General features: G+C 70.4%; 24 protein-coding genes and 2 pseudogenes. 16 read left to right on the top strand and 10 right to left on the bottom strand.

Annotated features, from left to right (window positions below; translation table 11 throughout):
* Positions 1-144 precede the first annotated feature (144 nt).
* The gene (locus C2142_RS04415; RefSeq protein ID WP_241002374.1) at positions 145-1,062 is read left to right on the top strand and encodes an IS5 family transposase; all 918 of its coding nucleotides are present in this window, start codon (positions 145-147) and stop codon (positions 1,060-1,062) included.
* Here the strand turns inward: C2142_RS04415 and C2142_RS04410 are convergent.
* The 4 genes from C2142_RS04410 to C2142_RS04395 form a co-directional block, all read right to left on the bottom strand.
* The gene (locus tag C2142_RS04410; RefSeq protein ID WP_148641175.1) at positions 1,019-1,561 is read right to left on the bottom strand and encodes a hypothetical protein; all 543 of its coding nucleotides are present in this window, start codon (positions 1,559-1,561) and stop codon (positions 1,019-1,021) included. The two genes, C2142_RS04415 and C2142_RS04410, sit on opposite strands and share 44 nt — an antisense overlap.
* Positions 1,562-1,727: 166 nt before the next feature.
* A complete protein-coding gene (locus C2142_RS39285; RefSeq protein WP_241002373.1) occupies positions 1,728-2,294 on the bottom strand; it encodes a hypothetical protein in 567 nt (188 codons plus the stop codon).
* A 163-nt stretch (positions 2,295-2,457) separates the two neighbouring features.
* A complete protein-coding gene (locus C2142_RS04400) occupies positions 2,458-2,769 on the bottom strand; it encodes a hypothetical protein (RefSeq protein ID WP_148641174.1) in 312 nt (103 codons plus the stop codon).
* 421 nt (positions 2,770-3,190) lie between these two features.
* Positions 3,191-3,697, bottom strand: coding sequence for a hypothetical protein (locus tag C2142_RS04395; protein WP_148641173.1), 507 nt, complete (start codon positions 3,695-3,697; stop codon positions 3,191-3,193).
* Between the two features lie 490 nt (positions 3,698-4,187).
* On the opposite strand from C2142_RS04395, the gene C2142_RS04390 reads away from it, so the two are divergent.
* From C2142_RS04390 to C2142_RS04365, 6 genes are all read left to right on the top strand, one after another.
* Complete coding sequence (locus C2142_RS04390) at positions 4,188-4,655, top strand: ricin-type beta-trefoil lectin domain protein (protein ID WP_148641172.1); 468 nt, start codon at positions 4,188-4,190, stop codon at positions 4,653-4,655.
* A gap of 746 nt (positions 4,656-5,401) precedes the next feature.
* Complete coding sequence (locus C2142_RS04385) at positions 5,402-6,040, top strand: hypothetical protein (protein WP_148641171.1); 639 nt, start codon at positions 5,402-5,404, stop codon at positions 6,038-6,040.
* On the top strand, positions 6,037-6,870 hold the full coding sequence (locus tag C2142_RS04380; RefSeq protein WP_148641170.1) for a hypothetical protein: 834 nt from the start codon (positions 6,037-6,039) through the stop codon (positions 6,868-6,870). The genes C2142_RS04385 and C2142_RS04380 overlap by 4 nt, the downstream gene beginning before the upstream one ends.
* 668 nt (positions 6,871-7,538) lie before the next feature.
* A complete protein-coding gene (locus C2142_RS04375) occupies positions 7,539-7,832 on the top strand; it encodes a hypothetical protein (protein WP_148641169.1) in 294 nt (97 codons plus the stop codon).
* Positions 7,833-7,836: 4 nt separating this feature from the next.
* Positions 7,837-8,457, top strand: a complete 621-nt coding sequence (locus C2142_RS04370; protein WP_148641168.1) for a hypothetical protein — start codon at positions 7,837-7,839, stop codon at positions 8,455-8,457.
* Positions 8,458-8,580: 123 nt separating this feature from the next.
* A complete protein-coding gene (locus C2142_RS04365) occupies positions 8,581-8,742 on the top strand; it encodes a hypothetical protein (protein WP_153882752.1) in 162 nt (53 codons plus the stop codon).
* 137 nt (positions 8,743-8,879) lie between these two features.
* Here C2142_RS04365 and C2142_RS04360 read toward each other — a convergent pair whose 3' ends face one another.
* On the bottom strand, positions 8,880-9,188 hold the full coding sequence (locus tag C2142_RS04360) for a hypothetical protein (RefSeq protein ID WP_148641167.1): 309 nt from the start codon (positions 9,186-9,188) through the stop codon (positions 8,880-8,882).
* Positions 9,189-9,552: 364 nt separating this feature from the next.
* On the opposite strand from C2142_RS04360, the gene C2142_RS04355 reads away from it, so the two are divergent.
* Positions 9,553-9,888, top strand: coding sequence for a hypothetical protein (locus C2142_RS04355; protein WP_148641166.1), 336 nt, complete (start codon positions 9,553-9,555; stop codon positions 9,886-9,888).
* 91 nt (positions 9,889-9,979) lie between these two features.
* On the opposite strand, the gene C2142_RS04350 is transcribed toward C2142_RS04355, so the two are convergent.
* Together C2142_RS04350 and C2142_RS04345 are read right to left on the bottom strand one after the other, a co-directional pair.
* Positions 9,980-10,183 (bottom strand): hypothetical protein, encoded by a 204-nt coding sequence (locus C2142_RS04350; RefSeq protein ID WP_148641165.1) that lies wholly within the window; start codon positions 10,181-10,183, stop codon positions 9,980-9,982.
* Between the two features lie 123 nt (positions 10,184-10,306).
* On the bottom strand, positions 10,307-10,525 hold the full coding sequence (locus C2142_RS04345; protein ID WP_148641164.1) for a hypothetical protein: 219 nt from the start codon (positions 10,523-10,525) through the stop codon (positions 10,307-10,309).
* Between the two features lie 196 nt (positions 10,526-10,721).
* On the opposite strand from C2142_RS04345, the gene C2142_RS04340 reads away from it, so the two are divergent.
* From C2142_RS04340 to C2142_RS04325, 4 genes and pseudogenes are all read left to right on the top strand, one after another.
* Complete coding sequence (locus tag C2142_RS04340; protein WP_148641163.1) at positions 10,722-11,657, top strand: RHS repeat-associated core domain-containing protein; 936 nt, start codon at positions 10,722-10,724, stop codon at positions 11,655-11,657.
* A gap of 66 nt (positions 11,658-11,723) precedes the next feature.
* Entirely contained in the window at positions 11,724-12,038 is a 315-nt protein-coding gene (locus C2142_RS04335) for a transposase (RefSeq protein ID WP_162002401.1), read from the top strand.
* A gap of 73 nt (positions 12,039-12,111) precedes the next feature.
* A pseudogene (locus C2142_RS04330) lies at positions 12,112-13,317 on the top strand (ISAzo13 family transposase); the annotation flags it as partial.
* A gap of 490 nt (positions 13,318-13,807) precedes the next feature.
* Positions 13,808-14,710: pseudogene (locus tag C2142_RS04325) on the top strand (IS3 family transposase); the annotation flags it as partial.
* A 429-nt stretch (positions 14,711-15,139) separates the two neighbouring features.
* Here C2142_RS04325 and C2142_RS39280 read toward each other — a convergent pair.
* The 3 genes from C2142_RS39280 to C2142_RS04310 form a co-directional block, all read right to left on the bottom strand.
* Positions 15,140-15,973: an endonuclease domain-containing protein gene (locus C2142_RS39280; protein ID WP_241002372.1), complete on the bottom strand. Its 834-nt coding sequence runs from the start codon at positions 15,971-15,973 to the stop codon at positions 15,140-15,142.
* 687 nt (positions 15,974-16,660) lie between these two features.
* Complete coding sequence (locus C2142_RS41420) at positions 16,661-18,949, bottom strand: 2OG-Fe(II) oxygenase (protein WP_148641160.1); 2,289 nt, start codon at positions 18,947-18,949, stop codon at positions 16,661-16,663.
* A gap of 354 nt (positions 18,950-19,303) precedes the next feature.
* On the bottom strand, positions 19,304-20,503 hold the full coding sequence (locus C2142_RS04310) for a hypothetical protein (RefSeq protein ID WP_148641159.1): 1,200 nt from the start codon (positions 20,501-20,503) through the stop codon (positions 19,304-19,306).
* 112 nt (positions 20,504-20,615) lie between these two features.
* On the opposite strand from C2142_RS04310, the gene C2142_RS04305 reads away from it, so the two are divergent.
* The 4 genes from C2142_RS04305 (at position 20,616) to C2142_RS04290 (ending at position 25,439) form a co-directional block, all read left to right on the top strand.
* Positions 20,616-21,311, top strand: coding sequence for a UPF0158 family protein (locus C2142_RS04305; protein ID WP_241002371.1), 696 nt, complete (start codon positions 20,616-20,618; stop codon positions 21,309-21,311).
* A 356-nt stretch (positions 21,312-21,667) separates the two neighbouring features.
* A complete protein-coding gene (locus tag C2142_RS04300; RefSeq protein ID WP_148641158.1) occupies positions 21,668-22,420 on the top strand; it encodes a hypothetical protein in 753 nt (250 codons plus the stop codon).
* The gene (locus C2142_RS04295) at positions 22,417-23,760 is read left to right on the top strand and encodes a helicase-associated domain-containing protein (protein WP_241002370.1); all 1,344 of its coding nucleotides are present in this window, start codon (positions 22,417-22,419) and stop codon (positions 23,758-23,760) included. Before C2142_RS04300 ends, C2142_RS04295 begins: the two co-directional genes overlap by 4 nt.
* A 338-nt stretch (positions 23,761-24,098) precedes the next feature.
* Positions 24,099-25,439: a GH1 family beta-glucosidase gene (locus C2142_RS04290; protein ID WP_148641157.1), complete on the top strand. Its 1,341-nt coding sequence runs from the start codon at positions 24,099-24,101 to the stop codon at positions 25,437-25,439.
* Positions 25,440-25,442: the final 3 nt, after the last annotated feature.

Below are 25,442 nucleotides of genomic sequence, written 5' to 3'. Positions count from 1 at the left end.
AGTGGCTGTTGTCGTTCCGATCTTGAGCGGTGTTGGTCGAACGGGAGTCTCGATCGGGTGAGTGTGGCGGCCGCCGCGCATGAAAGCAGGGCCTCTTGGTAGCTCGAAGGGTGTCTACGCCAAAGAGCGGTCCAGGAGGCCCTGTTGTCGCAGTTGTACGCCATCGCGGAGGCAGGGTCCACTTCGGTCACCCTCGCGTGTGACTGCCTCGCTCACCGGTTCGGGAACGCCGCCGACCACGGGGCGCGCGAGCGCCGCTACCCGACGGACATGTCGGACGCGGAGTGGGCGGTGGTGCGGCCGCTGCTGCCGGTGCCGGCCTGGCTGCGCGGGCGGGGCGGTCAGCCGGAGGCCTACTGCCACCGCATGATGTTGGACGCGATCCGCTACCTCGCCGACAACGGAACGAAGTGGCGGGCGATGCCGGCCGACTTCCCGCCATGGGACCGGGTCTACGCGTTCTTCCGCCGCTGGCGCGACCTCGGTCTGGTGCAGGAGTTCCACGACCGGTTGCGTGGAAGGGTCCGGGAGAGGGCGGGGCGGGACCCGGAGCCGAGCGCGGGCGTGATCGACTCCCAGTCCGTCAAGGCGGACGCCGTCGTCGGCGCCGACAGCCGCGGCTTCGACGGCGGCAAGCTGATCAACGGCCGCAAGCGCCACGTGGTGGTCGACACCCTCGGCCTGCTGCTGGGGGTGATGGTCACCGCGGCGGACATCGGCGACCGCGCCGCCGCCCATGTCCTGCTCGCCCGGGTCGCCGCCGCACACCACCGGCTGGCCCTGGTCTGGGCCGACGGCGGCTACACCGGCCCCCTCGTCGAGCACTGCCTGGCCGCCCTCGCCCTGGTCCTCGCCATCGTCAAACGCAGTGACGACATGCGCGGCTTCGTCGTGCTGCCCAAGCGGTGGATCGTGGAGCGGTTCTTCGCCCACCTGATGCGAAGCCGCCGCCTCGTGCGGGACTTCGAACGCTCCACCACCAGCGCGGAGGCGATGGTCTACTGGTCGGCGACGATGCTCATGACCCGCCGCCTGGCCCGGCCACGGCCTTCGCCAGCGTGAACCGGCCCGGTGCCGGCTCGGCCAGCCACCCCCGCGCTGTCAGCCGCTTCGCTTTCGACCGCAGGGCCTCCACCTTCGCGGGCACCGGGTCCAGGCCGAAGCTGCCGGCCATCTCCTGGCACGTCAGTGACCCCTGGCCGAGACGATTCCGGTCCGCGAGCACCTGCAGGATGCGCTGGTAGTCCACCGACAGTGCCGACCAGGCCAGCCCCGCACGCCACATCGGCACCACCGATTTGGGCTTCGCCGCCTCCGAAGATGCCGGCAGCGCGCACGGTTCACCGCGATCCGACGGCTCCTCGGCGGCACCCGGGCCGGCGACGTCGCCCCCTGAGGACAGCACCTCGTCGACACGCGAACGGGCGATGACCCACTCGTTCCACTCCCGCTCGGCCACGACCAGCTCGGCCTGGATACGGTCGGCCTCCTCCCGAAGGTTGTCCAGACGACGGCGAGCGGTGAGCTCACGCTGTTCCAGCAGTCCCACGACCGACGGCATCCCGACCTCCACACGAGCGGCGACTCAACACGCCACCACTCCCCGAGACCGCCGACCTCATGCCTGAACAGCGGAAACGCAGCTCTCACGCCCGGAAAGACAACAGCGACTCAGGCAGCAAGCCCCGGCCACCGCGCTGGCTGAGGCCCTGGCAGTGCCGCAGATTTCAGTCGGCGATCTGATGCGTGCTCACCTCTCCCAGGGCAGCGAGTCGGGGATCCGAGCCGCAGAGATCATCAATTCCGGCAGTCTGTTCCCCGACGAGATCATCACCGCGATCGTCCGTGACTGCCTGCACCGGGAGGCTCTTGCGGGCTTCCTCCTCGTCGGATACCCGCTCAGCACCGCACAAGCGCTCGCTCTGGACGAGCTCCTCCGGGAGCTCGGCAAACCCCTCGACGGTGTGCTGCACCTGCGCCTTCCCGAGGCGGAGGTGGAGCGCCACGTCCGCCGCCTGGCCGCCCGTGGCTTCTGCCGCGACGAGCGGACCCACCGCTTCGAGCCAGAGGTGGACCAGCTCCTCGTCGATGGCGTCTGCAACGTCTGCGGCGGTGAGCTCTACCAACGCGGGGACGACACCGAGAGCAGCATCCGCAGTAAGTTCAGGTCCCGCGATGCGTGGCTGGAGCCCGTCACCCGGCACTACGCCAGGCAGGATCTCCTCGTCACGGTCGACGCTGCCGGCACGTCCGACGAGATAGCCAAGCGCGCGCTCACTGCGCTTCGGGCGCATAACCCCCGACCCCGCTCAGGACCAGCGACGTCATAGAGCCCGACCAGCAAGGATTGGACACAGTTCTCAGGAACGCGTTCGGATGACACGAGCGTGGAACGCCGAAGCCCTGCAGGTCACGCCGATGCCGTTGGACACCGAAACCCGGAACCTACAAGGGACGCTACGACACCCTCACCCCCGGCATCGTGACCCGACCGAGTACCTGCGAGACCATCGACACCCACGCCGCATGCCCGGGCACGTCCACGGCGGAGGCCTTGGTGCCGAGGACCGGCTCGGGCTCGGGTTCGGACCACTTGTCGCCGGGGGCGCCGAGTCCTGCGACCTGCCACAGGGAGGTTCGTCCGCCGGCCTCGACGGCGATGCCGTACGGGTGGCGGGTGTGGCCGGTGTCGGCGAAGGCCTTCGCGGCCGTGCCGGGCAGGCCGGCCGCGGCGTCGAGGAGCAACTGCTGGAAGCGGGCGGGGCGCATGAGTGTCCTCGGGGAGCGGGGGTGATCCACCGTAGCCGGGCGGGCCTCGGCGGCCGGTCGCGCCACTCGGGCCACGGGGCTGATGTCGGCACGAGAGTGTGCCGAAGCGCCGTAGCTGTCACCAACGGCGTCAGATGACCTGGCGGATTTCGCCTGGTGAAGCACGGTGGTTGTCACCGTTTCGGCACGCTACCTGTCACCTGCACCGCAGTCGAATGCTGGTCGGCCACAGCGGGCCGGTGGGTATTCGGTGTCCGCTCACGGGGGCGATGCCGTGGGGGTGTGCGCTGTCAGCCGCTGGCCTGCGGCCCGGCGTGGGAGTGTCCGAGCCCGGGGTTGCCACGCCGACCGGGTTGGCGGCGCTCGCGGTCGGCCCCGCATGCGGTGCCCCGGCGGATCTCCGGAGCACCTGCATGGAAGGTCAGGCGACGTCGAGCCAGAACTTCTCGTTCTCGCCGCCGATGGCGTTGGTCTGGCAGTTGACGGTGCCGCCGGGGCCGGTCTCGGTGGTGACGCCGCTGCCGGTCACCAGGCGCAGGCAGATGCCGGGGAAGGCTTGCGAGGCGAGGGAGAACGATCCGTCGGGCTGGGCGATGAGGAGGAACTTCTCCCAGGGGCCCAGGCCGAACTGGCCGTTGACCGTGCCGCCGCCGGCCATCGTGGAGGGGACGCCGCGGCCGTCCATGCGCAGGAACACGTTCGCGGACACCGCCGACTCGAAGGAGAACGAGCCGTCCGCGTTGGCGTGGACCTTGAACGCCGTCAGCGGGCCGGGGCCGTACTGGCAGTTGACCTTGCCGCCGCCGTTGTCCGTCGAGACGGTCACGCCCGCGCCGTCCAGGCGCAGGAAGATGTTGTGGAAGAACGTGGACTGGATGCCGATCGGCGTGTTGCCGAGCTTGGCGAGGTCGGCTGCTGACAGTGCCATGAGGCTTGTCTCCTTCTGTCCGCACCTGGTGCGGACGGGGTCGGGTTGGCGCCGCCGCGACGGCCTGGGCGGCAGCCCGCTGCCTGGCTCTCGGAAGGCGCCGCACCGGACGTGGATCCGTCACGCTTCCGCATATGACAGCAACACGTAGCATCGGCGTGGTCACCCGCCGCTGTCGACGGTGCCTGCGTGGCCGGCACCCGGAACCGGCCACGACTCCCAGACGCCTCAGGCGCCTCGCACAGAGCATCCCGGCCCCCCTGGCGCCGTCAAGGACCGCGGGTCTTCAGCGGCCCCGCCGCCGCAGGAGTCCTCGTCGGAGCTCCCTCCCGGGTGGCCCACTCCCCGTTCGGATGAATGCGCAAAGCTCGGCTTCTTGGGCGGTGCCGAGGGGTGATAGAAATTCTCTGCGCGCTCGAACCGGGCGGTCGATTAATGTAATGATCGTTCACGAATAGCATGTGTTGCATCGAGAATGGATTAATTCCCCATGGCACTCGCCCTCCGCAGGACGCTCGCCCTCGCCGCTCTGGCGCTCACCGCCTCCTTCCTTCCGGTCGGGAGCGCGGCGGCCGCGCCGGCGCTGCACCCGGGCGTCTACTGCCTCGCCAACGCCTACGGCACGCCGAACGTCGGCACCAAGGCGTGCGACGCCGCAGACCAGGGCCAGCACTGGACCGTGACGGGCAGCCAGATCGCCCTGGCCAACGCCCGCGCCTACTGCCTCACCAACCCCTGGGGCACCCAGAGCGTCGGCACCAAGGCGTGCGACGGCCGCGACCCGGGCCAGTACTGGAGCTTCCAGGGCGACAAGATCTTCCTCACCAACGCCCCGGCTTACTGCCTCGCCAACGCCTACGGCACGCCGAACGTCGGCACCAAGCCGTGCGACGCGAACGACCCCGGCCAGCACTGGGTGGTCTTCGGCGACCAGATCAGCCTGGCATACGCGGGATGACCCCCGCCCGCTGCCCGTGGCCGGCCCGTCCGGTCCCGGGCAGCGGGCTGCGAACTGCGGAGGGAACGCGGAATCACGCACTAAGAAAATTCTCTGCTTTCAGGGCAGGAATAATTGACCGCGCCAATTCGAGTATGCGGTCACTTTCGTGCGTGCGAATGTCGGCGGGTGAAATAGCGGGGCGGAACTGCGCGGCACTGACCTGCCGGGCGCGTGGGTCCTGTAGCGACCCACGGGCCTGCCGCTGGTGGCGCCCCTCGTCCACCGGCACGACCCCTTCGAGCCCCGATTCCGAGCGCCAGCTTGCGGACACCAGGCCCGCCGAAGCCACCGCAGAGGCCTGTCGCACGGCGGCCCACCAAGCGCCCGAGAAGCCCAGCACCCGCGCTCCCCGGTGGCCGCCGCCCGCTCCAGCGCGGCCGCTCCTCCTCCGTCAGACTCCGGCCGGCCGCTGGCCCACCCCCGAAATCCACCTGCTCCTGGTGCTGTGTCTCGCCGTGCGTCGTCCACTCGTTCCACAGAGGCAGGCCCATAGACGTCATGCCCGGTGAACTCACCGGCCCCGAACTGGTCACGTCGCCCCAGGGAGTTTCACCGGGACGACAGCGGCCCCATGCCACCGAAACGATCTTGGTGACAGTTAGCGTGCCGAAGTGACACATATCGCGCCTCGGCACAGAGAGCCTGCGCGAGGTGGCGGATGGCTGACGTTTGATCACTCGAACAAATGGTCGAATACTTAGTCTATGACCTCAGCCGTGCCATTCTCCCGCCCCGCGCCTCCAGAAGGGCTGCCCGGGGATGCCGAACGGGCACCACGGGAGCTGATGACGCTGCCCGGCGCCTCCCGGGACGTGCGCCGGTGGCGGCTGGTGGAGATCCGGCTCGGCGGCCGGGGGCGGCCCGGGCTGCTCACGGTCTGGCGTCGCCCGCCCGGCAGTACGCGCTGGGTGGTCCACGTGCGGTGGGGCGACGACGTGGCCACGCTTGACGGGCAGGCCTGGGGCTGGTTCCTCTACTCCGAGGAGACCGTCCGGCCGCTGCCCGAGCCGGCCGTCGGACCGTACTTCGGCCGGTGGCGCGACGCCGTGACGGTGCCGTCCGAGATGGCCGGCTCACCCGATCCGGGCGGCGCGGACCGGTGCTGGCGGCTGGCCTGGGTCCTTACCGCGGGCCGGTGGCACTCCGGCCTCGTCACCGCCCGCCGCCGCCCCGGCCCCGGACCGTGGATCGCCCACGTGCGCTGGGGAGAAGACGCACAGGCCGCCTGGGTGATCGCCGACACCGCAGTGCTGCAGCCCGTTCCGGCCGACACCACGTCCGCCCGGCCCGGCGCGCAGTCCCCGGCACCGGCCGCGGCCGGTGCCGATCGGAAGGCCCGGTGACCAGGCTCGCCGCCATCCGCGACCAGGCGTACGTCGACAGCGCCGAGCGGCTTGCCGCCCTGCTGGAACAGACCTCCCCGGCGACCCGCGCCCGGCAGGCCCAAGCCACCGTCCTGCCGGTCCTGGAACCGCTCGCCCGGCTGCTTCCGCACGGCGGCCTGGCCAAGGGCACCATCACCGAGGCCACCGACATGAGCCTGCTCCGGGCCCTCGCCGCCGGCCCCGCCATCGCGGACGACCACGCCTGGACAGCCGCCGTCGGCCTGCCCGACCTCGGCCTGGCAGCAGCGGACGGCTACGGCATCGACCTGCGCCGCCTCGTCGTCGCCGACCACCCCGGCGAGCACCTCGCCGAGGTCGTCACCGCGCTCGCCTCGGCCTGCACCGTCGTCCTCGCCGCCGCACCCACCGGCCTTGCGCCCCGCGCCCTTGAGCGCCTCGCGGCGCAGCTGCGCCGCAACGGCACCGTTCTCATCACCCCCGGTCCCTGGCCCGGCGCCCAGCTGCGCCTGGAGGTGAGCTCCAGGCGGTGGTTTCGGACTGGGGGAGGGTCACGGGCAGCTGACCGGCCGGCGGGCGCGGGTGACGGTGTCGGGGCGGGGTTCGGCGTCGCGTTCTCGTGCCGCGGAGCTGTGGCTGCCGGACGCGAGCGGCTCCGTCGGCGTGGTGGAGGAGAGCGCCGCCGTCGAGAGGCGGCCGGAGGACACGGTGGCCGCCGCCTTGGCGTAGTCGGCGGTGCAGGGTGCTGTCGTGGCTGCGCCGGGGTTGTGGGCGGCCGGTTTCCTCCAGGCAGCGTGGTGTTCGAGTCGGGCCGGTTCTCGCGTCCATGACTTGAAGCGTTTCCCGGGTGTGGAGGGGTGCTGTCGCCATGCTTCATGGCCATATACCCGTTTTCAGGCGGTAGTCGTTGCCCAAGCCGCGGAATGTCACCCTCTGCAATTCTTTACCTTCGGAACGTGAACCTTTCGCCTGTTCGAAGGATTGGATGCCCCTATCGGCACGCTACGCGCATGGACCCCCGCGGAACGTCACCGTGCCCCTGTACCCGACCAGCGAAGGACCCCGCCCTATGTACCTGCATCCTCCCCTCCCGCCGCGGCCCGCCGGCCGACCCGGCACCGTGGTCCTCGCCCTGCCCTGCGCCGCCCGTTCCCGCCGGCCGCGCGGCAGCGTCCCGGACCCGGCCGGGGAGGCGAAGTGACCGACCCGACCCACACCGACGCCGCCGGCACCACCCCCCGGGTGGACCTGCCCATAACCTTCCGAGCCTTCCAGGAGCTCCACGCCGACGCCTACTTCGACTACGCCTACGCCTGCCTCGACGACGCCACCCTCGCCCAGGACCTCGTCACCGAAGCATTCGTCGAGCTCGGCGCCTGCTGGGACCGCGTCCTGACACACCCCCAGCCTGCCACCCACGCCTGGGCCGCGCTGCGCCACCTGGTGGAGGTGGAACGCGAGTACGTCGACCGCTTCCGCGCCCTGTCCGGGCCGGCTGATGTTCTCCGAGGCGCTGCGCCTGGAGAAGGAGCCGTTCCTGGACGACCTGACCGTGAGCGTCAACAACCTGGAGGCGGGCATCGCGCTCGGCGAGGCCATCAAGGCACTGACGGGCGCCAAGTTCGACGTGATCGTGCTCCGCTTCATCACCGGGCTCAGCGTGGCCCGCACGGCGATGGGCATCGACGAGGCAACGGTGAAGTCCCTCACCACCCAGGCCCGACACAAGCTGGAGGCCCGGCTGCAGCCACGCCGGATCATCAGCCCCGCCACCACCAAGGACCAGGAGTGACCAGGTGACGACCCTCCCCGACCTCGATCGCCTGCTGAAGGCCGCGGGCCCCCTGCCCGCCGACCGCCCCCGCTACGACCTCGAAGCCGGCCAGCGCCGCATCGCCGAGAAACTCGCCGCCCTCGCGCCGCAGACCCCCCCCACAGCGCCCACGACCGTGCACGCCGACGCCCGCCGCGACCTGCGGACCCTGGCCACCGTCGTCATCAACGAACCCGACGCCTACGAGACGATCGACCGCCTCGTCGACGGATGGGAACCCAACGGAGCACTGGTCTTCGGCTGCCTGCTCGACCTCGCCGGACGCCAGTACTCGGCCACCTGGTGGTGGCAGTTCGCCGCCGGCGCCGGCAGCCACCTCGCCGCCTACTGCCTCTACCTCCACCACCTGCGCATGGGCGAGCCGCACGACGCCGAGCACTGGTTCCAGCAGGCCCCGCCCGCCTCGAAGATGGCACCATCGCCCCCATCGCCCCCGAACTGCCCGACCTGCCCGGCTACGCCCACCTCGCCTCCCGCCTCGCCCCGCCCCTGCCCGACACCGCCGGCCTTCCCCGCCCCGACAGCGCACTGCGCGAGGCGATCAACGACCTGCCCCGCGAGGACGGAGACTGCGGCCTGCTGAGCCTGCCCACCGCCGACGTCGCCCACCGCCTCCAGGAACTCGCCTCCCACTGACCCACCCGCCCCGTCTACCGGGCCGGCACCCACCGCGCGCCGGCCCGGCCCAGCTGAACGGAAGAAGCCGATGAACGCCCACGACCCCGCAACCCTCGCCCTGGCCACCTCGGCCGCCGGCTACCTCACCACCATCACCGTCCTCGCCCTCACCGCCATCGCCGCGCCCACCCCGCACCGCCGCCGCGCCGCCCGCGACCTCCTCACCCTCCTCCTCAACCGCAAGCCCTGACCACCCGCCGACCTGTCGGTGCCGGCTGGGACACCGAACAACTCGCCGACCGAGCCACCTGGCTCAAGCGAGCTGCGTGCTCCGCCGCAGGTAGGGCCCAACGACCAGGACCAGGTCCGCACCGGACGACCGAAGCGTCAGCGGGTCCACCGGTTGGCAACGAGAACCCAGCGGACAACCGCGTCCGCCACGACCTGGTCCAGTTTCGCGATCTGCCGCAACGCGGCGACGTCGCCCACGGCCGGCGGAACACCCGCCTGTGTGAGCGCCTCGGACAGCTCCACCCACCTGTCGACGTTCGCCGGGATCTGCAAGGTGTCCGTGGCCGGTTTCCTCAGGACGACGGTCTCGTCGTCGGCCGGGCGTGAGCCGGGGACGATGGGGAGCATGAGCGTCCAGGCGTCGGCGGGATCGGAGAGGAACTGGTAGTCGCCGTGAGCTGTCACGCATGAATCAACACCGATTTGGCTCGTCCGGGTGCGCCAGTCGGTGTTGGTTCACCCGTGCGCCGCGCGTCCGCCCGAAATTGGTCCGCGACGGGCGGCGGGTGCCGGGCTCCGGGCCGCACGTCGGACCCGCCGAGGCAGCTCACCGCGTTCCGCCGGACACTGTCGGGGCTGTCCACTACCTTTGATACGCGGTCAGTGACCGTGGGCCCGGCTCGCCAGGCCCGGCGACCGTCCGGCCCGTGACCGGACGCGGCCGAAGGTGCTCCGCGCCGAGCCGCCAGTTCCATCCTTCGCTTCTTCCGGCCGACGCCTTCCTGCGCGGCGGGTCACGGGATCGCCGCAGCCCTGGGAGGGGCCTGCCATGCCGAAGAACCACGCCCGCAAGAGCGCACTCGCCGCGATCAAGAGCACCTACAAGCTCACGCACACCGACGCGATCGCGCTGCTCGACCACCCCGACACCGCCGAACGCGTTCTCCTGTACGACATCTTCGAGGGCTACAAGAACATCACCACCTACAAGGCCGCCGTAGAGCTCCTCGAACAGCAGCGCAACGCCCGTGACAGCGCGACCACGGACGAGCACGACGACGACCTGGTGGCCTTCGACTTCGGCTGCGAGGGGTGCGGGTACCTGATCGAGGGCTTCCACTGCTGCGACTGCGGCGCCGACCACGAATACTCGTGTGTCTGCTGACCCCGTGCCGACCACGGACGCGGCCGTCGACCTGGCGCAGCGGGGCCTGGCGGGTGTTCCCGCTGCCGCCCGGCGGTGCCGGGTCTGGCGGTCAGCGGGCGAGCCTGATGGTCAGGTTGTCGTTGGGGCAGTTCGCGCCGAGGTCACGCAGGACGTTCTTCTCGGTGGTGTCGACGCTTTGGCGCCAGCGGGTCTTGGATACGGTCCAGCGGTTGATGTAGTCGCACTTCTCGGTCTCGACCGGGCACCATTCGGCGATGTCCTTGTCGGACTTCTGGCGGTTCGAGCGGGCCAACGACCACCCCGACGGCGCACGGCGTAGCCGCGGGTGCGTGACCCGCGGCTACGCCGCAGCCTGGAGAAGCCCGGCCCGCCGTTCCGAACCCCCGAGCGGAAACGGCGGGCCGGCCCTCAGGGGTCAGCGCCAGAACACCGTGATGTGCAGGTGTTCCACCACGAACGCCACCCCCTGCACCAGCCAGGTCGCGCCGGCCGAGGCGAGCACCGCACCCCCCATCCGCTCCGGACTCCGCCAGGCCACCCACCAACCCCGCCGCACCACAGGGCGCGTCCTGCGGTCTACGCCATCCCACCCCGCCGCGCCCCGTTCCTCGCTGCGCAGCCTGTTCTCCGTCATGCTCGTCTCCTTCGTGTGGTTGCTGACACGGACCGGGGCGGCGGCCCTGGACACAATGCGGCGCCACGGGCCCCTTCCGGCGGTCCATGGCGCCGGACGGTAGGCACGGGAGAAGGCGAGTCAAGGGGGGCCAGGCAAGAACCCCAGCGGAACGGCCGTCGCCTCGATCGGCTACAGCTACGACCTCAACAGCCGGATGACCAGCAAGACCACCACCGGCACAGCAGGGGCCGCCACCAACCAGTACGGCTACGACCTGGCCGGGCGGCTCACCAACTGGAACAACGGCACCACCGCCACCGCGTACACCTGGGACGCGGCCGGCAACCGGACCTCCGCCGGCGACACCGCCTCCAGCTTCGACGAGCGCAACGAACTGCTCAACGACGGGACCACGACGTACAGCTACTCGGCCCGCGGGACCCTTACCGGCAGCACCGCCCAGGGCTCCCAGCCCAAGGACGTCCAGTTCGACGGCTTCGACCGGATGGTCAAGGAAGGGCCGTCCACCTACAGCTACGACTCGACCGACCGCGTTGCCCAGGCAGGAAACACCACCTTCACCTACGACGGCGGCTCCAACAACGTGGTCACGGACGGCACCGCCACCTACACCCGCACCCCCGGCGGCAAGCTCCTCGGCACGGCGACCACCGGCGCAACGCCCAACCCGCGCCTGGTGATCAGCGACCAGCACACCGATGTGGTCGCCACCATCGACCCGACCGCCAAGAGCGTCACCGGCTCCACCGCCTACGACCCCTTCGGCAAGCCCACGGCAAGCGCCGGGGCCACCAACTCGCTCGGCTACCAGAGCGGCTGGACCGACCCCGCCTCGGGCGACGTCAACATGGCCGCCCGCTGGTACCGACCCGGCAGCGGCACCTTCGCCTCCCGCGATTCCTGGCAGCTGGGCACGACACCCTCCATCCAAGGCAACCGCTTCACCTACGGCAACGGCGACCCGGTCGGCAACACCGACCCCTCGGGTCACTGCCTGCTGTGCCACATCATCAGCGCGATCATCGATGACATCGTCTTCGCGACGCCTGTGGGGAATGACACCTGCTCCGCCAACCCGGGGATATGCCACGCCGACCAGCAGACGCCGAGGCAGGTCTACGGGCGTTGACCCCGGATGTTGGACACCAGAGACACTTGGATCTTGATGGTCCGGGTGGATAGGAGTCCTGCAGAGATGGTGATGAAGCACTACCCGCCGCAGTTCAAGGCGGACGCGGTCGCGCTGTACCGGTCCCGGCCGGGGGCGACGATCAAGTCGGTCGCCGAGGACCTGGGAGTGAACACCGAGACCCTGCGCAACTGGATCCGCACCGCCGACGGACGGCGTCCCGCATCGCACTCGGCGTCCGGGGCAGTCACTCCGGCCCCGGCTGCTGACGCGGTGCAGGCCGAGCTGGCGGCCGCGCGCAAGAGGATTCGGGAGTTGGAGGAGGAGCGGGACATCCTGCGCAAGGCCGCCCGGTATTTCGCAGGGGAGACGCGCTGGTGAGGAGCCGTAAGCAAATTACTGCCGGTTTCAGCCCAATGTCGCTGCGGGGCATGGTAGATGGGCTGTTGTGACGATCCCGGGTGATGTCCTTGCGGTGCTGGATGTGAAGTTCGCGGTGCTGCTGCCGCATCTGGACGAGCGGCAGCGCCGCCTCTACCTGGCCTCCGAGGCCGAGGCTCTGGGACACGGCGGGATCTCGGCGGTCGCCAGGCTGGCGGAGGTGTCGGAGTCGACCGTTGCCCGGGGATGCGACGAGCTCGCGGGCGGGGCGGAGGTGCTGGGACGGGTCCGCCGACCCGGCGGTGGGCGCAAGTCCGCCGCGGAGCGCGACCCGGGCCTGGTGGCGGCACTGGAGTCGCTGATCGAGCCGCACGAGGTGGGCGACCCCGTTTCGCCACTGCGCTGGACCACCGCCTCGCTGCGCGACCTGGCTCGTGAGCTGACCGAGGCGGGCCATCCGGTCAGCGCCCCCGTGGTCGGCGACCTGCTGCGTGGGCTGGGCTTCAGCCTGCAGGGCATGGCCAAGACCCGGGCCGGCAGCCACGTGCCCGACCGAGACGCCCAGTTTCGGCACATCAACGCCGCCGTCGAACGCTTCCTCGCGCAGGGCCTGCCGGTGGTGAGCGTGGACGCGAAGAAGAAGGAGCCGATCGGAGACTTCGCCCGCGCCGGCCGCAGCTGGCGTCCCAAGGGCGAGCCGATCACCGCCCCGGACCACGACTTCCTGGGCCCAGGAGCACCGATCGCCATCCCTTATGGCGTCTACGACCTGGGACGCGACACCGGCTGGGTCAACGTCGGCACCGACCGCAACACCGCCGCCTTCGCGGTGGAGTCCCTGCGGCGCTGGTGGAACCACCAGGGGCGCCTGGACTACCCCGACGCCACGCGCCTACTGGTCACCGCCGACTCGGGAGGGGCGAACTCAGCGGACTCCACATTGTTCAAGAAGGACCTCGCCGCCTTCGCCGACGAGTCCGGCCTGGCCGTCACCGTCCTGCACTTTCCGCCCGCGACTTCGAAATGGAACAAGGTCGAACACCGGCTGTTCTCCAGGATCACCCACAGCCTGCGGGGGCAGCCGCTGACCAGCTACGAGGTGCTGCTGCAGACCATCTCGGCCACCCGCACGAGCACCGGGCTGACCGTCCAGGCCGTCCTCGACGAGAACGAGTACCCCACCGGCCGAACACTCACTCGGGCCGAGCGCAAGGGCGTCGAGCAGCGGGTCGAGCGCGATGAGTTCCATGGCGAGTGGAACTACACCATCGCCCCGCAGGGCCCCGACCAGCAGCTTCAAGAAGATCCACGCGACGAGTCGGGGCCTCCGATCCCGGCCGAGGTCACCTTCCTCCTCACCCACCCCGCACTCACCGGCATGCCCCGAGAAGAGTTCGAACAGCTCGTCCTCCGCCTCGAACCGTGCCAGCAGATCCTGACCGAAGCCGAACGTCAAAGTGCGGGCAGGGACGGCCGCGGCCGCAACCCCGGCTTCGGCACCCTCGATCACCGCCACCGTGTCCTGGCCGCCGTTCTCCGCAGCCGAAACTCCGTCACCCTCACCCTCGCGGCCGAGCTGATGGGCCGCAAGCGCAACGTGCTGAGCTACCACGCCGGGAGGTCCAAGCCGTTGTTGGCATTCGCCGGGCCCGAGCTCGCCAGGATCCTCGTCTTCCGCCGGCCCCGCCCTCCTCGCACACTCGAAGCCTTGAAGCGCGTGATCGAGGACCACGACAACGAGATCAACTCAAGCAGTAAATGAATTACGGCTCCTGAACCGCTGCCAGTTCGTTGCCGACCACCAGCGCCGCTACGGCGTCAAGCGGTTGTGTCAGGTCCTGGGCATCGCCCGGTCCAGCTTCTACTATTGGCGGTCCACCGCCCCGGCGCGGGTCGCCCGGCAGGCCGCGGACACCCAGGCCACCGCGCGGATACGCGCGGTCCACGCCGCCTCGGACGGCACCTACGGCGTCCCCCGCGTCACCGCCGAGCTCCGCGACCAGGGGGAGGTCGTGAACCACAAGAAGGTCGCCCGCCTGATGAACGCCGCCGGGATCGCCGGACTGCGACTGCGCCGCAAACACCGCACCACCATCGCGGACCCTGCCGCTGCGAAGGCCCCGGACCTGGTCGGCCGCGACTTCACCGCCGAGCAACCGAACCAGAAGTACGTCGGCGACATCACCTATCTGAGCGTCGGGGGCGGGAAGTTCTGCTATCTCGCGACCGTGATCGACCTGTGCTCACGTCGGCTGGCCGGCTGGGCGATCGCCGACCACATGCGCGCCGAGCTGGTCGTCGACGCGCTCGCCGCGGCCGAGCGGACCCGCGGCAGCCTGGACGGGACCGTGATGCACACCGATCACGGGTCGCAATACACCTCCCGGACCTTCGCCGAGGCCTGCCGCCGGGCCGGCGTGACCCAGTCCATGAGCGCCGTCGGGTCCAGCGCCGACAACGCGCTCGCGGAGAGCTTCAACGCGACCGCGAAACGCGAGACACTCCAGGGCCGAAGGGGCTGGTCCAGCGAGCGCGAAGCCCGCCTCGAACTCTTCCGCTGGCTCCACCGCTACAACACCGTCCGCCGCCACAGCAGCCTCGGGCACCGCAGCCCCATCGCCTACGAGACCGCCCTCAGCACAACATCAACTACACTCGCCCAAGCCGCATAACCCCGTGTCCAACATCCGGGGTCAAGCCCCGGGACCACCGACACCACCCGACCGATCACAAGATCAGCGACTGAGCCGAATTACGTGACGCTGATCATGCAGATCGTGGGGAATTGCGTGACCGCTGACAAGATCACTGGCACGGGTTCGGTGGTTGCTCGCCGTGATCGCAGATCTCGGCTGGGGGGTTCGCACTTGACGCCTTCGCCACCGATCAAGTGCGCGCTGACAGGTCCAGCGGCTGCCCAAGCGCCGGATGAGTCGGTCGATGGTGAGGCAGCCGCAGGTGCCTTTGTCGAAGGCACGGCGCGACGAAGGCGAGTATTTCCCGGAGCCTGTGGGGCTCGGAAAGTCGTTGCTGCAGGTCAAGCCGCATAGCAGTACTCGTTGATGACACTGCCGAGGATGCGGGTGCGCAGAAGTCAACGTTCAGAACAGCGCCAGGCCCTCGCTGCTGGTGTCCGGAACGACGGGCCGGAACTGCGCGGGGACGGTGTCATGGCGGCCGGGCCCCGCAGCAGCGGCCACCGCCGGGGCTGTCTCGGCCAGCCAGGTGCGGAATCGGTCGACGGCTTCGCGGTAGGGGACTTGCGCCAGGATGCGGTGCTCCCCACTGGGGCAGTAGTCCACACTCAGGGTGATCATGCAGGAGCCGGGAGCGTTGTGACTGCCCGTCCAGGAAGCACGCAGTTCACCGCAGGGCTTGCGCCCGCGGGAGCTGTGGGGGGCGCGGTGGGTCGGGCGCAGCGGTTCGCCGACCAGGAGTGCGGTCAGTGCCGCCAGGTGCGGCAACGGCAGCGTGGTGCGGGCGCGGCAGCCGGGGCAGCGGTGCCAGTGCGGCAGCCAGTCCTCGGCGTGGGTATGGAAGAGGGATGCGTAGCGGCTGGTCACGTATACGTCGTTGCTGTAGAGGTAGTTCGGCCGTTCCCGCGTGTTGCAGGACTGGCAGACGGGCGCGCGGACGTAGCCGTGCTCGTGGCAGTGGTCGACCGCGAAGGCAGGTGCTTCCCGGCAGACGGCGCACCTCCACCCGGACACTTCCAGCGAGGCGCGCTTCTTGCTGAGCACCGAGTAGACGTGGCCTTCCAGCTCCCCGTTGTACGGGCGCGGCGTGGTTGTGCGGCAGTCGGGGCAGATCGTCTGCCGGCTGCTGCCGGCCTGGACCCGCCACTGCTCGAGCTGATCCGCCACAGCGCCGCACCTCTGGCAGGTCCGCGCGGCCAGCAGCCACCGCTCCTCGGCGTGCTCGGCCGCGTCCAGCATCTTCACCAGCGTGCGAGGTAGCCACCATGTGTCCCCTGCCCCCGCTCCGGTCCGCTCCATCAGGGACCGACGCCAGTCGATCCCCGCCAGATGCGGCAGATGGTCACTGCCGCGCGGCAACGGCCCAGGGGCGGCATCGACGCGAGCCCGGGCCCATTCCTGGCCCAGGCGCTGACGCCACCGCAGCGCCGGCCCCTCCCTCTGCCCCGTTTTCAGTGACCCGCGGAAAGGAGCGACACGGACCAGGCCGACCCCGCACGCCTTGACCGCACGCAGCTCCTCGGCCGCCCGGCGCACATCGGCCTCTTGAACATGCCACCGGCCGCCGACTCCCTTCACCGTCGGCACCGCACGTGCGCCGAGCAGCACGTACCCCACCCGCGGATCGGCAGGGAAGCCGGTGAACGCTTGCCCAGCGGCCGGGAACACACTGTTGGCCATCAACTCGGCCCACAAGGCATCGGCGGCGGCGAGGGGCAAGAGGTGGCCCGTGCGGCGCGGAGTGGCGCGGTGCGGCATGCCCGGCACGCTATCAGGCACCACGGACATGAAGGTCGGTTCCTGGTAGTGCTTGCGGCCCTGCGGGCTCGTGAGGTAGCGCGCGATCTCGCGTCCAGCGCCCGCCCAGGCCAGCTCGCTGGCTGGGCGATCCGACCGAGAAAGGCAGCGTGAAGCAGTTCTGGAGCACTAGGCGTTCCAGGCCGAGGTCAGCCAGGTCAGGTCGGCTTCGGCCTGGTGGCGGGCGCTCTGCTCGCGGATGAACAGCTGCTCGGTCTTGGTCAGCACGAGGGTGTACGGGCGTCCCTGCCGTCTGGTCTGGTGGTGCACCGGGAGCCTGGCCGAGTCGATTTTGGTGTGCACGTGCCGGCGTCCGTCCTTCGCCAGCGGCCATTCAAGGACTCGCCGTGAGCGGGAACCAAGGAACGTCTCCAGGGCGGCGCACAGTTCGCAGCCGCAACCGGTCCAGGCGATCGACCAGTCGTCCGCGGCACGCGGCTGTCGTGCGGCGATCGCGCGGAGCCGGTCCGCGCAGTCGCGTGCGAGCGCGTCGAGACCCGCCGTGCGCCTGGCGTCCGTCGGCAGCGCCTGCGCTGAACAGCGCAGCATCGGCATCAGGCATTCCAGCACCGTATCCGCCTGGGCGCGCAGCGCGGTCAGGATCTCGGCCCGCTGTTCCTGGTCGGCCGCCTGCAGGATGCGTTGCAGTGGCAGGGCCAGCGCCTCCAGCTGGGAGCGGCGGGTCTCGGCCGGACCGGTCGTGGACGACGGCAGCAGGTCGCCGGCCACTGCGGTCCAGGCCCCGGCGAACAGCAGCCGCTCCGCCGCTGTACCCGGTCCTGTGGCCCGCAGCGCCGTGCATAGATCCGGCAGCCTCTCGGTCCACTCGTGCCGGTGGGGCTCGTAGCGGTTCCGCGGGCCGAACCAGCCGTCGACGACTTGGCGCAGCCACGCGGTGCCGTACCGCTCGGCCGCCGCAGCCAGCCCGCCGGCGTGTTCCGGCCCCAGCGCGCCCACCTGGAACGGCTCCAGCAGCATCGCCGCGGTCTCGGCCGCACCCAGGCCCGCGGCCACGTGCAACGCGCAGTCCAGCAGCTCGGGTTGGGCAACGGTGTGCTTCCAGAACGGGGCGAGGGAGTGCGCGGCGGTGCGTGCGCCGTCCGGATCTCCCTGCTCGATGCGGTTGCGCAGTTCCTCCAGGGCCCACCGCGATCCGGCCTCGCCACATGCGGCGAACGCCCGCTCGCGCGGCCACACGACGACCGCGGCCCTCCTGTACCACCGGTCCAGCGTGTTGCCGTAGTTGCCCATGTAGCCCTCGTACTGGGCCTCATAGGGCGTGAGGTTCGTGCTCGGGGTGCTGGCACAGGCCTCGTAGTCGTGGACGTACAACGAGATCGGCTCGCCGCCGGCGCCGTCCGGGCCGGTCCACCAGTCGAGGGTGATCTCGTCGTCGATCAGGTCCTGAACGACGTAGTCGTCGGTTGCGGGGCCGTCGTCCTCATCTTCGCCCTCTTCGTCGTACCCGTAGTAGTCGTCCCAGGGGGCATCATCGGCGGGGTAGGCGTCCCAGGTCTGCTTGACCTCGGCGAGGGCGAGCACCGATTCGCAGCCGGCCTGCCCGGCGGCGGCGCGCAGCAGCGCGGCGCGCTCGGCGTCGGCACCCTTGAGCCGCTCCCAGCTCAGGCCTCGCTGGGTGTACTCGTGGTCGAGCAGATACACCAGCCGGTTCGGCGGGTCGAGGTCCCGTGTCGCGTAGCGCTGCCTGGCGGGCGTGCTGAAGTGCTGGTCCAGGCAGTGCGCCAGCTCGGCCAGCGGACCGGTATCCTGCGCCGAAGTCCCAGGCTTGGCAAGCAGGTTGAAGGTGAGGGTCACCCGGTACCCGGATCGGACCGGGGTGACCTCGTGCCGGCAGTCGGCGTAGAAGGCGACGAGGGTCAGCTCCGTCCTCGAGGCGCGGTAGGTGCTGCGCCGTCCGGCATGCTCGATGACCAGTTCTCCGCCGGTGTGCGCCGAGGGCAGGGAGAGCACCAGCGTGCCCACCATGGCGTCGTCCTTCTCCGAATCCTGATGGGGGAGGAAGAACTGGCCCTTGCCGTACACCAGCAGCGTGTGCGGTTCGGCTCGCAGCCGGGCCGTCGCCGGGAGCCCGAGCTCGTCCCGGAAATGCTCCAGCGCGCCATTCAGCAGCGTCGGCCAGGAGGGGCCGGCCAGAGTGATCTGATCCGGCGAGATTTGCCAGGTGTCGCGGACGCTGGTGTCGCTCAGCGTTTCCTCGCCCCGGCCGAACAACGCGGGGCGCGCCACCGCGATCAGCTTCTTCGCCTGGGGCGCGCGCAGCGGAAGACTCAGCTGCCCGACACCGGCCACCTCGAGCCCGAGCCCGTGCGCGGGCGCCTCGAACTGGACGCTGAAGGCCCCCGTCGGCTTCGACCCGCCGAGCAGCTCAGCCAGCCGCTCCCTCGCGTTCCCCGCCACGTGTTTTCTTCCCGACCTGTCCGGTGTGCCACCCTCAGCCCGAATCTACCGCTCAGAGAGACCGGAGACGGCCGGTCCGCAGGGGCTCCGCCAGGCGAGCCCCCGGTTCCGGGGTGCGGTCAGATCCACAGAGCGCAGGGCTCGCGCACGCGCTCCCCCGAAGCAACGGGTGCCTTCGTCACCTGATCCAACACCTCACGCGATAACCGGCCATCCGCGTGCCTTACCCACGCCGCAGGGGCAGCTTCACCACCACGACCACGACCTGGGGCGCGACTACCTACCGCGCCGGGTGCTGGGGATCTGGCGCCGCTGCGCGCTGGTGGACGAGGCATGGGCGGTTCCGGACGTCTCCTACGTGTGCGACCTGCATGGCATCGTCACCGCAGGGAACTGTGGTGGCCGAGCTTCGGGTGCCGGCGTTGCGTCCGCCGTCGGTCGAGCCGCTGGATGCGGCGGAGTGCGCAGCCGAGTGCTGGGACTACCTCGCCGGGGTGCTGAGCTAGGACTGGCGTACCTACGATCGTGAATCGCGCAAGATCGGCTCTGCCATCGGCGCCGTCCACGTCGGCCTTGGCGAGCAGCTGCGGATCGACTCGGCGGAGCTGGCCAAGCGACTGGCCAAGCCGACTGCTGTTCGGGTCCGAGGGCGTGGCGGTGTTTGAGCGGCGCTGGGAGGCGCTGCGCGGCTGGTAGGGAATCCGCGGAGCCGAGCGGATCAGGGAGCCAGTCCGGCCTTGTCGAGTTTGGCGATGAAGCTGGTTTTGTGCTTGTGCTTGTGCTCGGTGCGGACTCGGTGATGCGTACGTCGAGTGCGGCGTCGAGTTGGCCGTCGTCGAGCAGGAGGTCGACGAGCAGGTCGCGCAGCCTGTCGCTGTAGGGGTTGCCGGGGTGGTGGACCAGACCGCGCCGGGCCCAGTCGACGGCCTCGGCCGCGCGTCCGGTTTCCACCAGGGCGTGCGCGATCCTGCGGTACTGCTCGGGTTCCTTCAGGTCCTCGGCGAGGACCGCGATGTAGTGGTCGGTGTCGCCGGTGAGTTCGGCGAGCTGCTCGCGGAAGTCGCGGACGGCGAACCGGGTTCTCCATGAGTCGGGGTCGGTGGTGGCGGCGCGTGCCTGGACCTGGGCGGTGATCTCGGCAATGTCCTGCTCCCCGAAGGCGGGCGCGAACGCGCGCAGGTGGATGCGAGGCCAGCCGGGACCGTCGAACTGCGCTGAGACCAGCCATGAAGCGAGCGTCTTGGGGTTGGCGGGCGGGGCCTGCTCCAGGGCGCGGGCGTACAGGTCGACCAGTCCCTGGAGCGCGTCACCGACGATGCCGGAGGAGTCGTCCAGGTACATCAGTGCGCGGGTGACCCTGTCCATGGCGGTGCGCAGCGTCCGTACGACCGTGTGAGCCCGGCCGGCCTCGACCAGGGTGGCCGCCGTCTCCAGCACCTGGTGGGCGGTTGCCTGGTACTCGCCCCGACCGCGGTGGGGATGACGGCGCTTGTCCCACCGCAGCCTGTCCACCAGTGCGGCGAGGTCTTCCGGGGAGACCGTGTTCGTGCCCATGCACCCCGTCCCACCACGTCGGGCACATCCGCGAGCCAGCGGCGGATGCGCTCACTCCCTGAGGGCTTTCCTTGCGCTCGTCCGACCCGGGTGCGCGGCTACCGTACTGCCCATGAAGGACACGTGGAGCGAGGAGACCTTGCGGCAGCTGCGCGCGGCGCGGCATGCCGGCGACGGGGCGGCGCTGGTCGCGCTGCTGTCGGGGCAGCCGTTGGCCGGGGTCCTGCAGCAGATCGGGGATGCGCTCGGCGACGCGGTGACCGCGCGGGTGCCGGGGGCAACGGACCTGGCCGGGCGGTGCATCGCCGCACTCGGTGAACGCGACTGGGAGGGGGATGTGGAGCTGACGCGACAGCTCGACGCAGCCCTGGGGTGCGGCCCGGTGCCGGTGCTCAGGCCACTGTCGGTGGATCTGGAGGAGTTGTCCGGGCTGCTGGAAGGCGACCCGGTCTTCGGTGGCGGCCGGATCGACCTGACCACCGGTGACTGCTGGCCCCAGCAGGTCGACTCCGACGAGCGGGCGGAGGATGTCGAAGACCACGAGCGGTGGCTGCCGGTGTGGTGTGAGGGTTCCCGGGACGGATACCGGGACATGGAGCTGTTCATCGCGACGGTCGGTGACGCCGATTTCGCGGATCGCCTGGAGATCGCGATCGCCGGTCGCGGGGCGTTCCGCCGCTTCAAGGACGTCCTGGCGCGTCGTGAGGACGAGCTGCACCGGTTCGGCCTGTTCGCCGAGGAGCGGCAGCGAGGCCGGGCGCGGGCCTGGCTCGCCGGGAACGGCTACCGCCCGGTGGCCCGCCCGTGACCGCCGCCGGACGGAACAACCGGCGCATTGGCGGGCACGGGGATCAGCGAATGTTCGGGCAGCGCCCGGCGGCTCGGCGGTCGCGTTCGGCGACGGCGACTACGGTGGCGAGGGCGGCAGTGGCGGTTGCGGGGATGCCTGCGAGTTGCAGCGGTGACACAGGGCTGCAGAGGTGACGTAGCCGGGTTGAGATGAGCGGACGGGCGGACCCGATCGTGGCGGAAGCCGACCCCGGAACGCTCCAGCATAGCGGCACTGCCACGTCGGCGGCGGCCGTTTGGGGCGTGCGCCAGCCGTTGGGGTCGAACGCTCATGGGCGGGTTCTCCGGTGTCCGGGGCTGGTGGACAATGCCCGGGTGATGGAGAGCGATGACGTCCTGGCCAGGGTCTCGGAGCTGCGGGCGGCGGGGAGCGGGCCGAAGCAGATCGCGAGGGCGCTGGGGCTGCGCCCTGCGCAGGCGAGTGCGCTGCTGCGACAGGTGGCCGAGTGTCGGACGGAAGGGGTGGCCCCGGCCGATCGGCCGGTGGTCGGGTGCTGGGTGAACGCGGGCTGGAGCGCCGGCCTGGGGCTGGCTGCCGTTCCCGCGTGGGCGGAGGCCGACCCTCCCCCAGCCTCCGGTCGGGGGTACCCCCATGCCGCCGACGATACGGCGACCAGCGGTTTCGCCCAGGTGCTGGTGGCCCGTCAGGAGCGCGCCAGCAGGTTGACGGTGTGCGGGTTCCTGGTCGACGTCTACTGCTTGGGCGTGAAGAACACCGTCGAGCCGGAGGTCATCGGAGCCGGCTCACTCCTTGCGTACCTGCGCCGGTACTACTCTGCCTTCGACCAGCCGCCGTTGAGCATCGAGCTCGACCAGGCTCGCACGATCGTGCACGGTGCGGTCGAGTACGCGCGTTCCCTCGGTTTCACGCCCGCACCGGGCTTCGCGGACACCGCCCCGTACCTCGGGTCTGTGCGAGGCGATGAGCCCGCGATCGTCTTCGGCCGCGAGGGGAAGCCGTTCTACGCCTCCGGCCCGTACGACGACGCCCGGAACATCGTCCGCACCCTGGAGCAGTCCTGCGGCCCCGACGGCTTCCACTACACCGTGGCGATGGGACAGCTGTGAGCATCGGCCACCAGCTTGAGGACTGGCAGGAGAAAGAGCACCGGATCCGTGTCACCGAGCACGAGGCACAGGCCAACCTGGCCGCCGTGCTCCAGCTGTGCGCCACGGGCAAGCTCCGCTGCAGCGAGAAGACCCGCAGGCCCAGCGCGGCCACCGTCGCCGCGATCACCGAAGTCCTCGACGGCGGCGACTTCTACGAACACGAGGCCATCGCCGCCTTCGCCTGGCCGCTGATCCTCCAGGCCGGCGGCCTGACGACCCTCGCCTCCGGCAGGCTCACGCTGACCCCGCGCGGCCGCACCGCCCTCGCCAAGCCCGCACACGAGACCATCGCCGCCCTGTGGCAGCGCTGGCTGAAGAACACCCTGCTGGACGAGTTCTCCCGGATCGAGGAGATCAAAGGCCAGCGCGCCGCCAACGTCCTCACCGCCGCCCGACCGCGCCGCGAGCTCGTCGGCCAGGCGCTCACCACCCGCACCGCCGGCCAATGGATCGCCGTGGACGAGCTGTTCGCGCAGATGCGCCGAGCCGGCCAGGACCCCGTCATCACCCGGAGCGAACGCGCCCTGTGGAAGCTGTACCTGGAAGACCCCCAGTACGGAAGCCTCGGCTACGACGGCCACCACGACTGGTCACTGCTCCAGGGACGCTACACGCTCGCCGTGCTGTTCGAATACGCGGCCGTCCTCGGCCTGATCGACATCGACTACATCCCGCCCGCCGGAGCCCGCACCGACTACCAGCACAACTGGGGCGGCGACTACCTCGACCAACTCAGCCGTTACGACGGTCTGCTCGCCATACGCCTCAACCCACTCGGCGCCTACGCCACCGGCGAGGCGGCCACCTACACCCCCAGCTCCAAGCCCCAACCGGCAACCCCGGCTGGCCGGATCACCGTCCTGCCGAACCACGACATCGCCGCCCTCGACGGACTCGCCCCCGCCGACGCCCTGCTTCTGGACGCCTTCGCGGACAAGGCCGGCGACCACGTCTGGAGCCTCACCCACCGCTCCCTGCTCCGAGCCGTCGACGCCGGACGCGACCTCAGTGAACTGCGTCGCTACCTGGAGTCGGCAAGCCGGCATCCGCTGCCGCAGACCATCACGACGCTCCTGGACGACGCAGCCCGCCGCCTCGGCCAGGTCCGTGACACCGGCCCGGTCCACCTGATCGAATGCGCGGACGGTGCCATCGCCGCTCTCCTGGCGGGGGACCGGCGCTTGCGCACCCTCGTGACCCGGCTGGGGGAGCGCCATTTCGCCGTCCCCGCCGATCGGCTCGCTGCCTTCCGCAAGGCCGCTCTGGCCCAGGGGTACCCGCTGGAACAGGTCCGGTGACACTGGACTCCAAGGTCAATCGCCGAAGCAACAGCCCGAACCGGAGTATCTGGTGGTGGAGGGGATCCGACTCAGAGTGCGGTGAGCCGCAGTGAGGAGGCTCACTGCGGCTCACCGGCCTCTCGCACGCCTCTCACGGATTCGGTGTCATGAGGTGGGATCAGGCGTCATGGGAGGTGCTGGGGGTCAAGTGGGCTCTCGGTGGGATCTGGGGTCCCTGTCCAGTGGGTCCGTCCTTTGTGGTGATCGGCGTCTCGACGTGGCGGTCGACTGCCTCTGGCGTTTCGCCGTTGAGTCGATAACATGAGCAATCCTCACGTTCATGCCAGGAGGCTGTCATGCCGGACCGCTTCGACCTGCCGGCGGGGTTCCGCTGGGGTGTCGCCACCGCCGCCTATCAGATCGAGGGGGCGGCGGAGGAGGACGGCCGCGGGCCCTCGGTATGGGACACCTTCTCCGCTCGCCCGGGCGCAGTCCGCGACGGGCACACCGGTGCGGTGGCGTGCGACCACTACCACCGGTACCCCGAGGACATCGCCCTGATGAAGGGCCTCGGGCTGGACGGCTACCGCTTCTCCATCGCCTGGCCCCGGGTTCTGCCCACCGGTACGGGTGAGGTCAACGACGCCGGACTCGCCTTCTACGACCGCCTCGTGGACGACCTGCTCGCCGCCGGCATCACCCCGCTGCCCACCCTCTTCCACTGGGACCTCCCGCAAGCCTTGGAGGACGCCGGCGGGTGGCTCAACCGCGACACCGCGTACCGCTTCGCCGAGTACGCGGCAGTGGTCGCGGATCGGCTCGGCGACCGCGTCCCCGCCTGGATCACCCTCAACGAGCCCTTCGTCCACACCGTCTTCGGCTATGCGCTGGGCACCCACGCCCCCGGACGCGCCCTGATGTTCGAGGCGCTCCCCGTCGCCCATCACCAGCTCCTGGCTCACGGCTTGGCCGCCTCCCTGCTCCACGAGCGGGGCCTGGAGGTGATGCTCTCCAACAACCTCACCCCCGTCTGGCCGGCCTCCGACTCGGCCGAGGATGCGGCCGCCGCCGAGGCCTACGACACCCTGCACAACCGCCTGTTCACCGACCCCGTCCTCCTCGGCACCTACCCCGACCTCTCCGCCCTCGGAGTCCCGGACGACATCTACGGCGCCATCCGTCCCGGCGACACCGAGCTCATCCACACTCCCGGCCTCGACAGCCTCGGAGTCAACTACTACAACCCCACCCGCATCGCCGCCCCCACCGACGCGGGCCTCCCCTTTGACCTCGTCGACATCCCCGACGTCCCCCACACCGCCTTCGGCTGGCCTGTCGTCCCCGACGGGCTCCGCCAACTCCTGACCGGTTTGAAGGAGTCGTACGGAGCGGCACTCCCGCCCCTCACCATCACCGAGAACGGCTGCTCCGTCGAGGAATCCACCACCCCCGACCAGCCCCGCATCGACTTCCTCGCCGCCCACCTCGACGCCCTGGCCCAAGCGGTCGCCGAAGGCATCGACGTCCGCGGGTACTACACATGGTCTCTGATCGATAACTACGAGTGGTCGGAGGGGTTCAGTCAGCGCTTTGGTCTGGTCCACGTCGACTTCGAGACCCAGAAGCGCACTCCCAGGGCCTCGTACGCGTGGTATCGCGAGCTGATCGCAGCCCACCGGGCGAGGCGCGGGAGGTAGGTC

Source organism: Streptomyces sp. CB01881 (assembly GCF_002953255.1).
GTDB lineage: Bacteria > Actinomycetota > Actinomycetes > Streptomycetales > Streptomycetaceae > Kitasatospora.
Note: the sequence above shows the minus strand (reverse complement) of the source record. Positions and strands in the feature narration are given on the sequence as shown.

Bases quoted from the DNA above. Each gene is read 5' to 3' on its own strand.
- C2142_RS04385 (WP_148641171.1), top strand. From the start codon at position 5,402: ATGACCTCAGCCGTGCCATTCTCCCGCCCCGCGCCTCCAGAAGGGCTG.
- C2142_RS04400 (WP_148641174.1), bottom strand. From the start codon at position 2,769: ATGCGCCCCGCCCGCTTCCAGCAGTTGCTCCTCGACGCCGCGGCCGGC.
- C2142_RS04290 (WP_148641157.1), top strand. From the start codon at position 24,099: ATGCCGGACCGCTTCGACCTGCCGGCGGGGTTCCGCTGGGGTGTCGCC.
- C2142_RS04410 (WP_148641175.1), bottom strand. From the start codon at position 1,561: ATGCCGTCGGTCGTGGGACTGCTGGAACAGCGTGAGCTCACCGCTCGC.
- C2142_RS04365 (WP_153882752.1), top strand. From the start codon at position 8,581: ATGAACGCCCACGACCCCGCAACCCTCGCCCTGGCCACCTCGGCCGCC.
- C2142_RS04305 (WP_241002371.1), top strand. From the start codon at position 20,616: ATGAAGGACACGTGGAGCGAGGAGACCTTGCGGCAGCTGCGCGCGGCG.
- C2142_RS04390 (WP_148641172.1), top strand. From the start codon at position 4,188: ATGGCACTCGCCCTCCGCAGGACGCTCGCCCTCGCCGCTCTGGCGCTC.
- C2142_RS04395 (WP_148641173.1), bottom strand. From the start codon at position 3,697: ATGGCACTGTCAGCAGCCGACCTCGCCAAGCTCGGCAACACGCCGATC.
- C2142_RS04310 (WP_148641159.1), bottom strand. From the start codon at position 20,503: ATGGGCACGAACACGGTCTCCCCGGAAGACCTCGCCGCACTGGTGGAC.
- C2142_RS04335 (WP_162002401.1), top strand. From the start codon at position 11,724: ATGGTGATGAAGCACTACCCGCCGCAGTTCAAGGCGGACGCGGTCGCG.
- C2142_RS04340 (WP_148641163.1), top strand. From the start codon at position 10,722: ATGACCAGCAAGACCACCACCGGCACAGCAGGGGCCGCCACCAACCAG.
- C2142_RS39280 (WP_241002372.1), bottom strand. From the start codon at position 15,973: ATGCTGGACGCGGCCGAGCACGCCGAGGAGCGGTGGCTGCTGGCCGCG.
- C2142_RS04345 (WP_148641164.1), bottom strand. From the start codon at position 10,525: ATGACGGAGAACAGGCTGCGCAGCGAGGAACGGGGCGCGGCGGGGTGG.
- C2142_RS04375 (WP_148641169.1), top strand. From the start codon at position 7,539: ATGTTCTCCGAGGCGCTGCGCCTGGAGAAGGAGCCGTTCCTGGACGAC.
- C2142_RS04355 (WP_148641166.1), top strand. From the start codon at position 9,553: ATGCCGAAGAACCACGCCCGCAAGAGCGCACTCGCCGCGATCAAGAGC.
- C2142_RS39285 (WP_241002373.1), bottom strand. From the start codon at position 2,294: ATGCGCCCGAAGCGCAGTGAGCGCGCGCTTGGCTATCTCGTCGGACGT.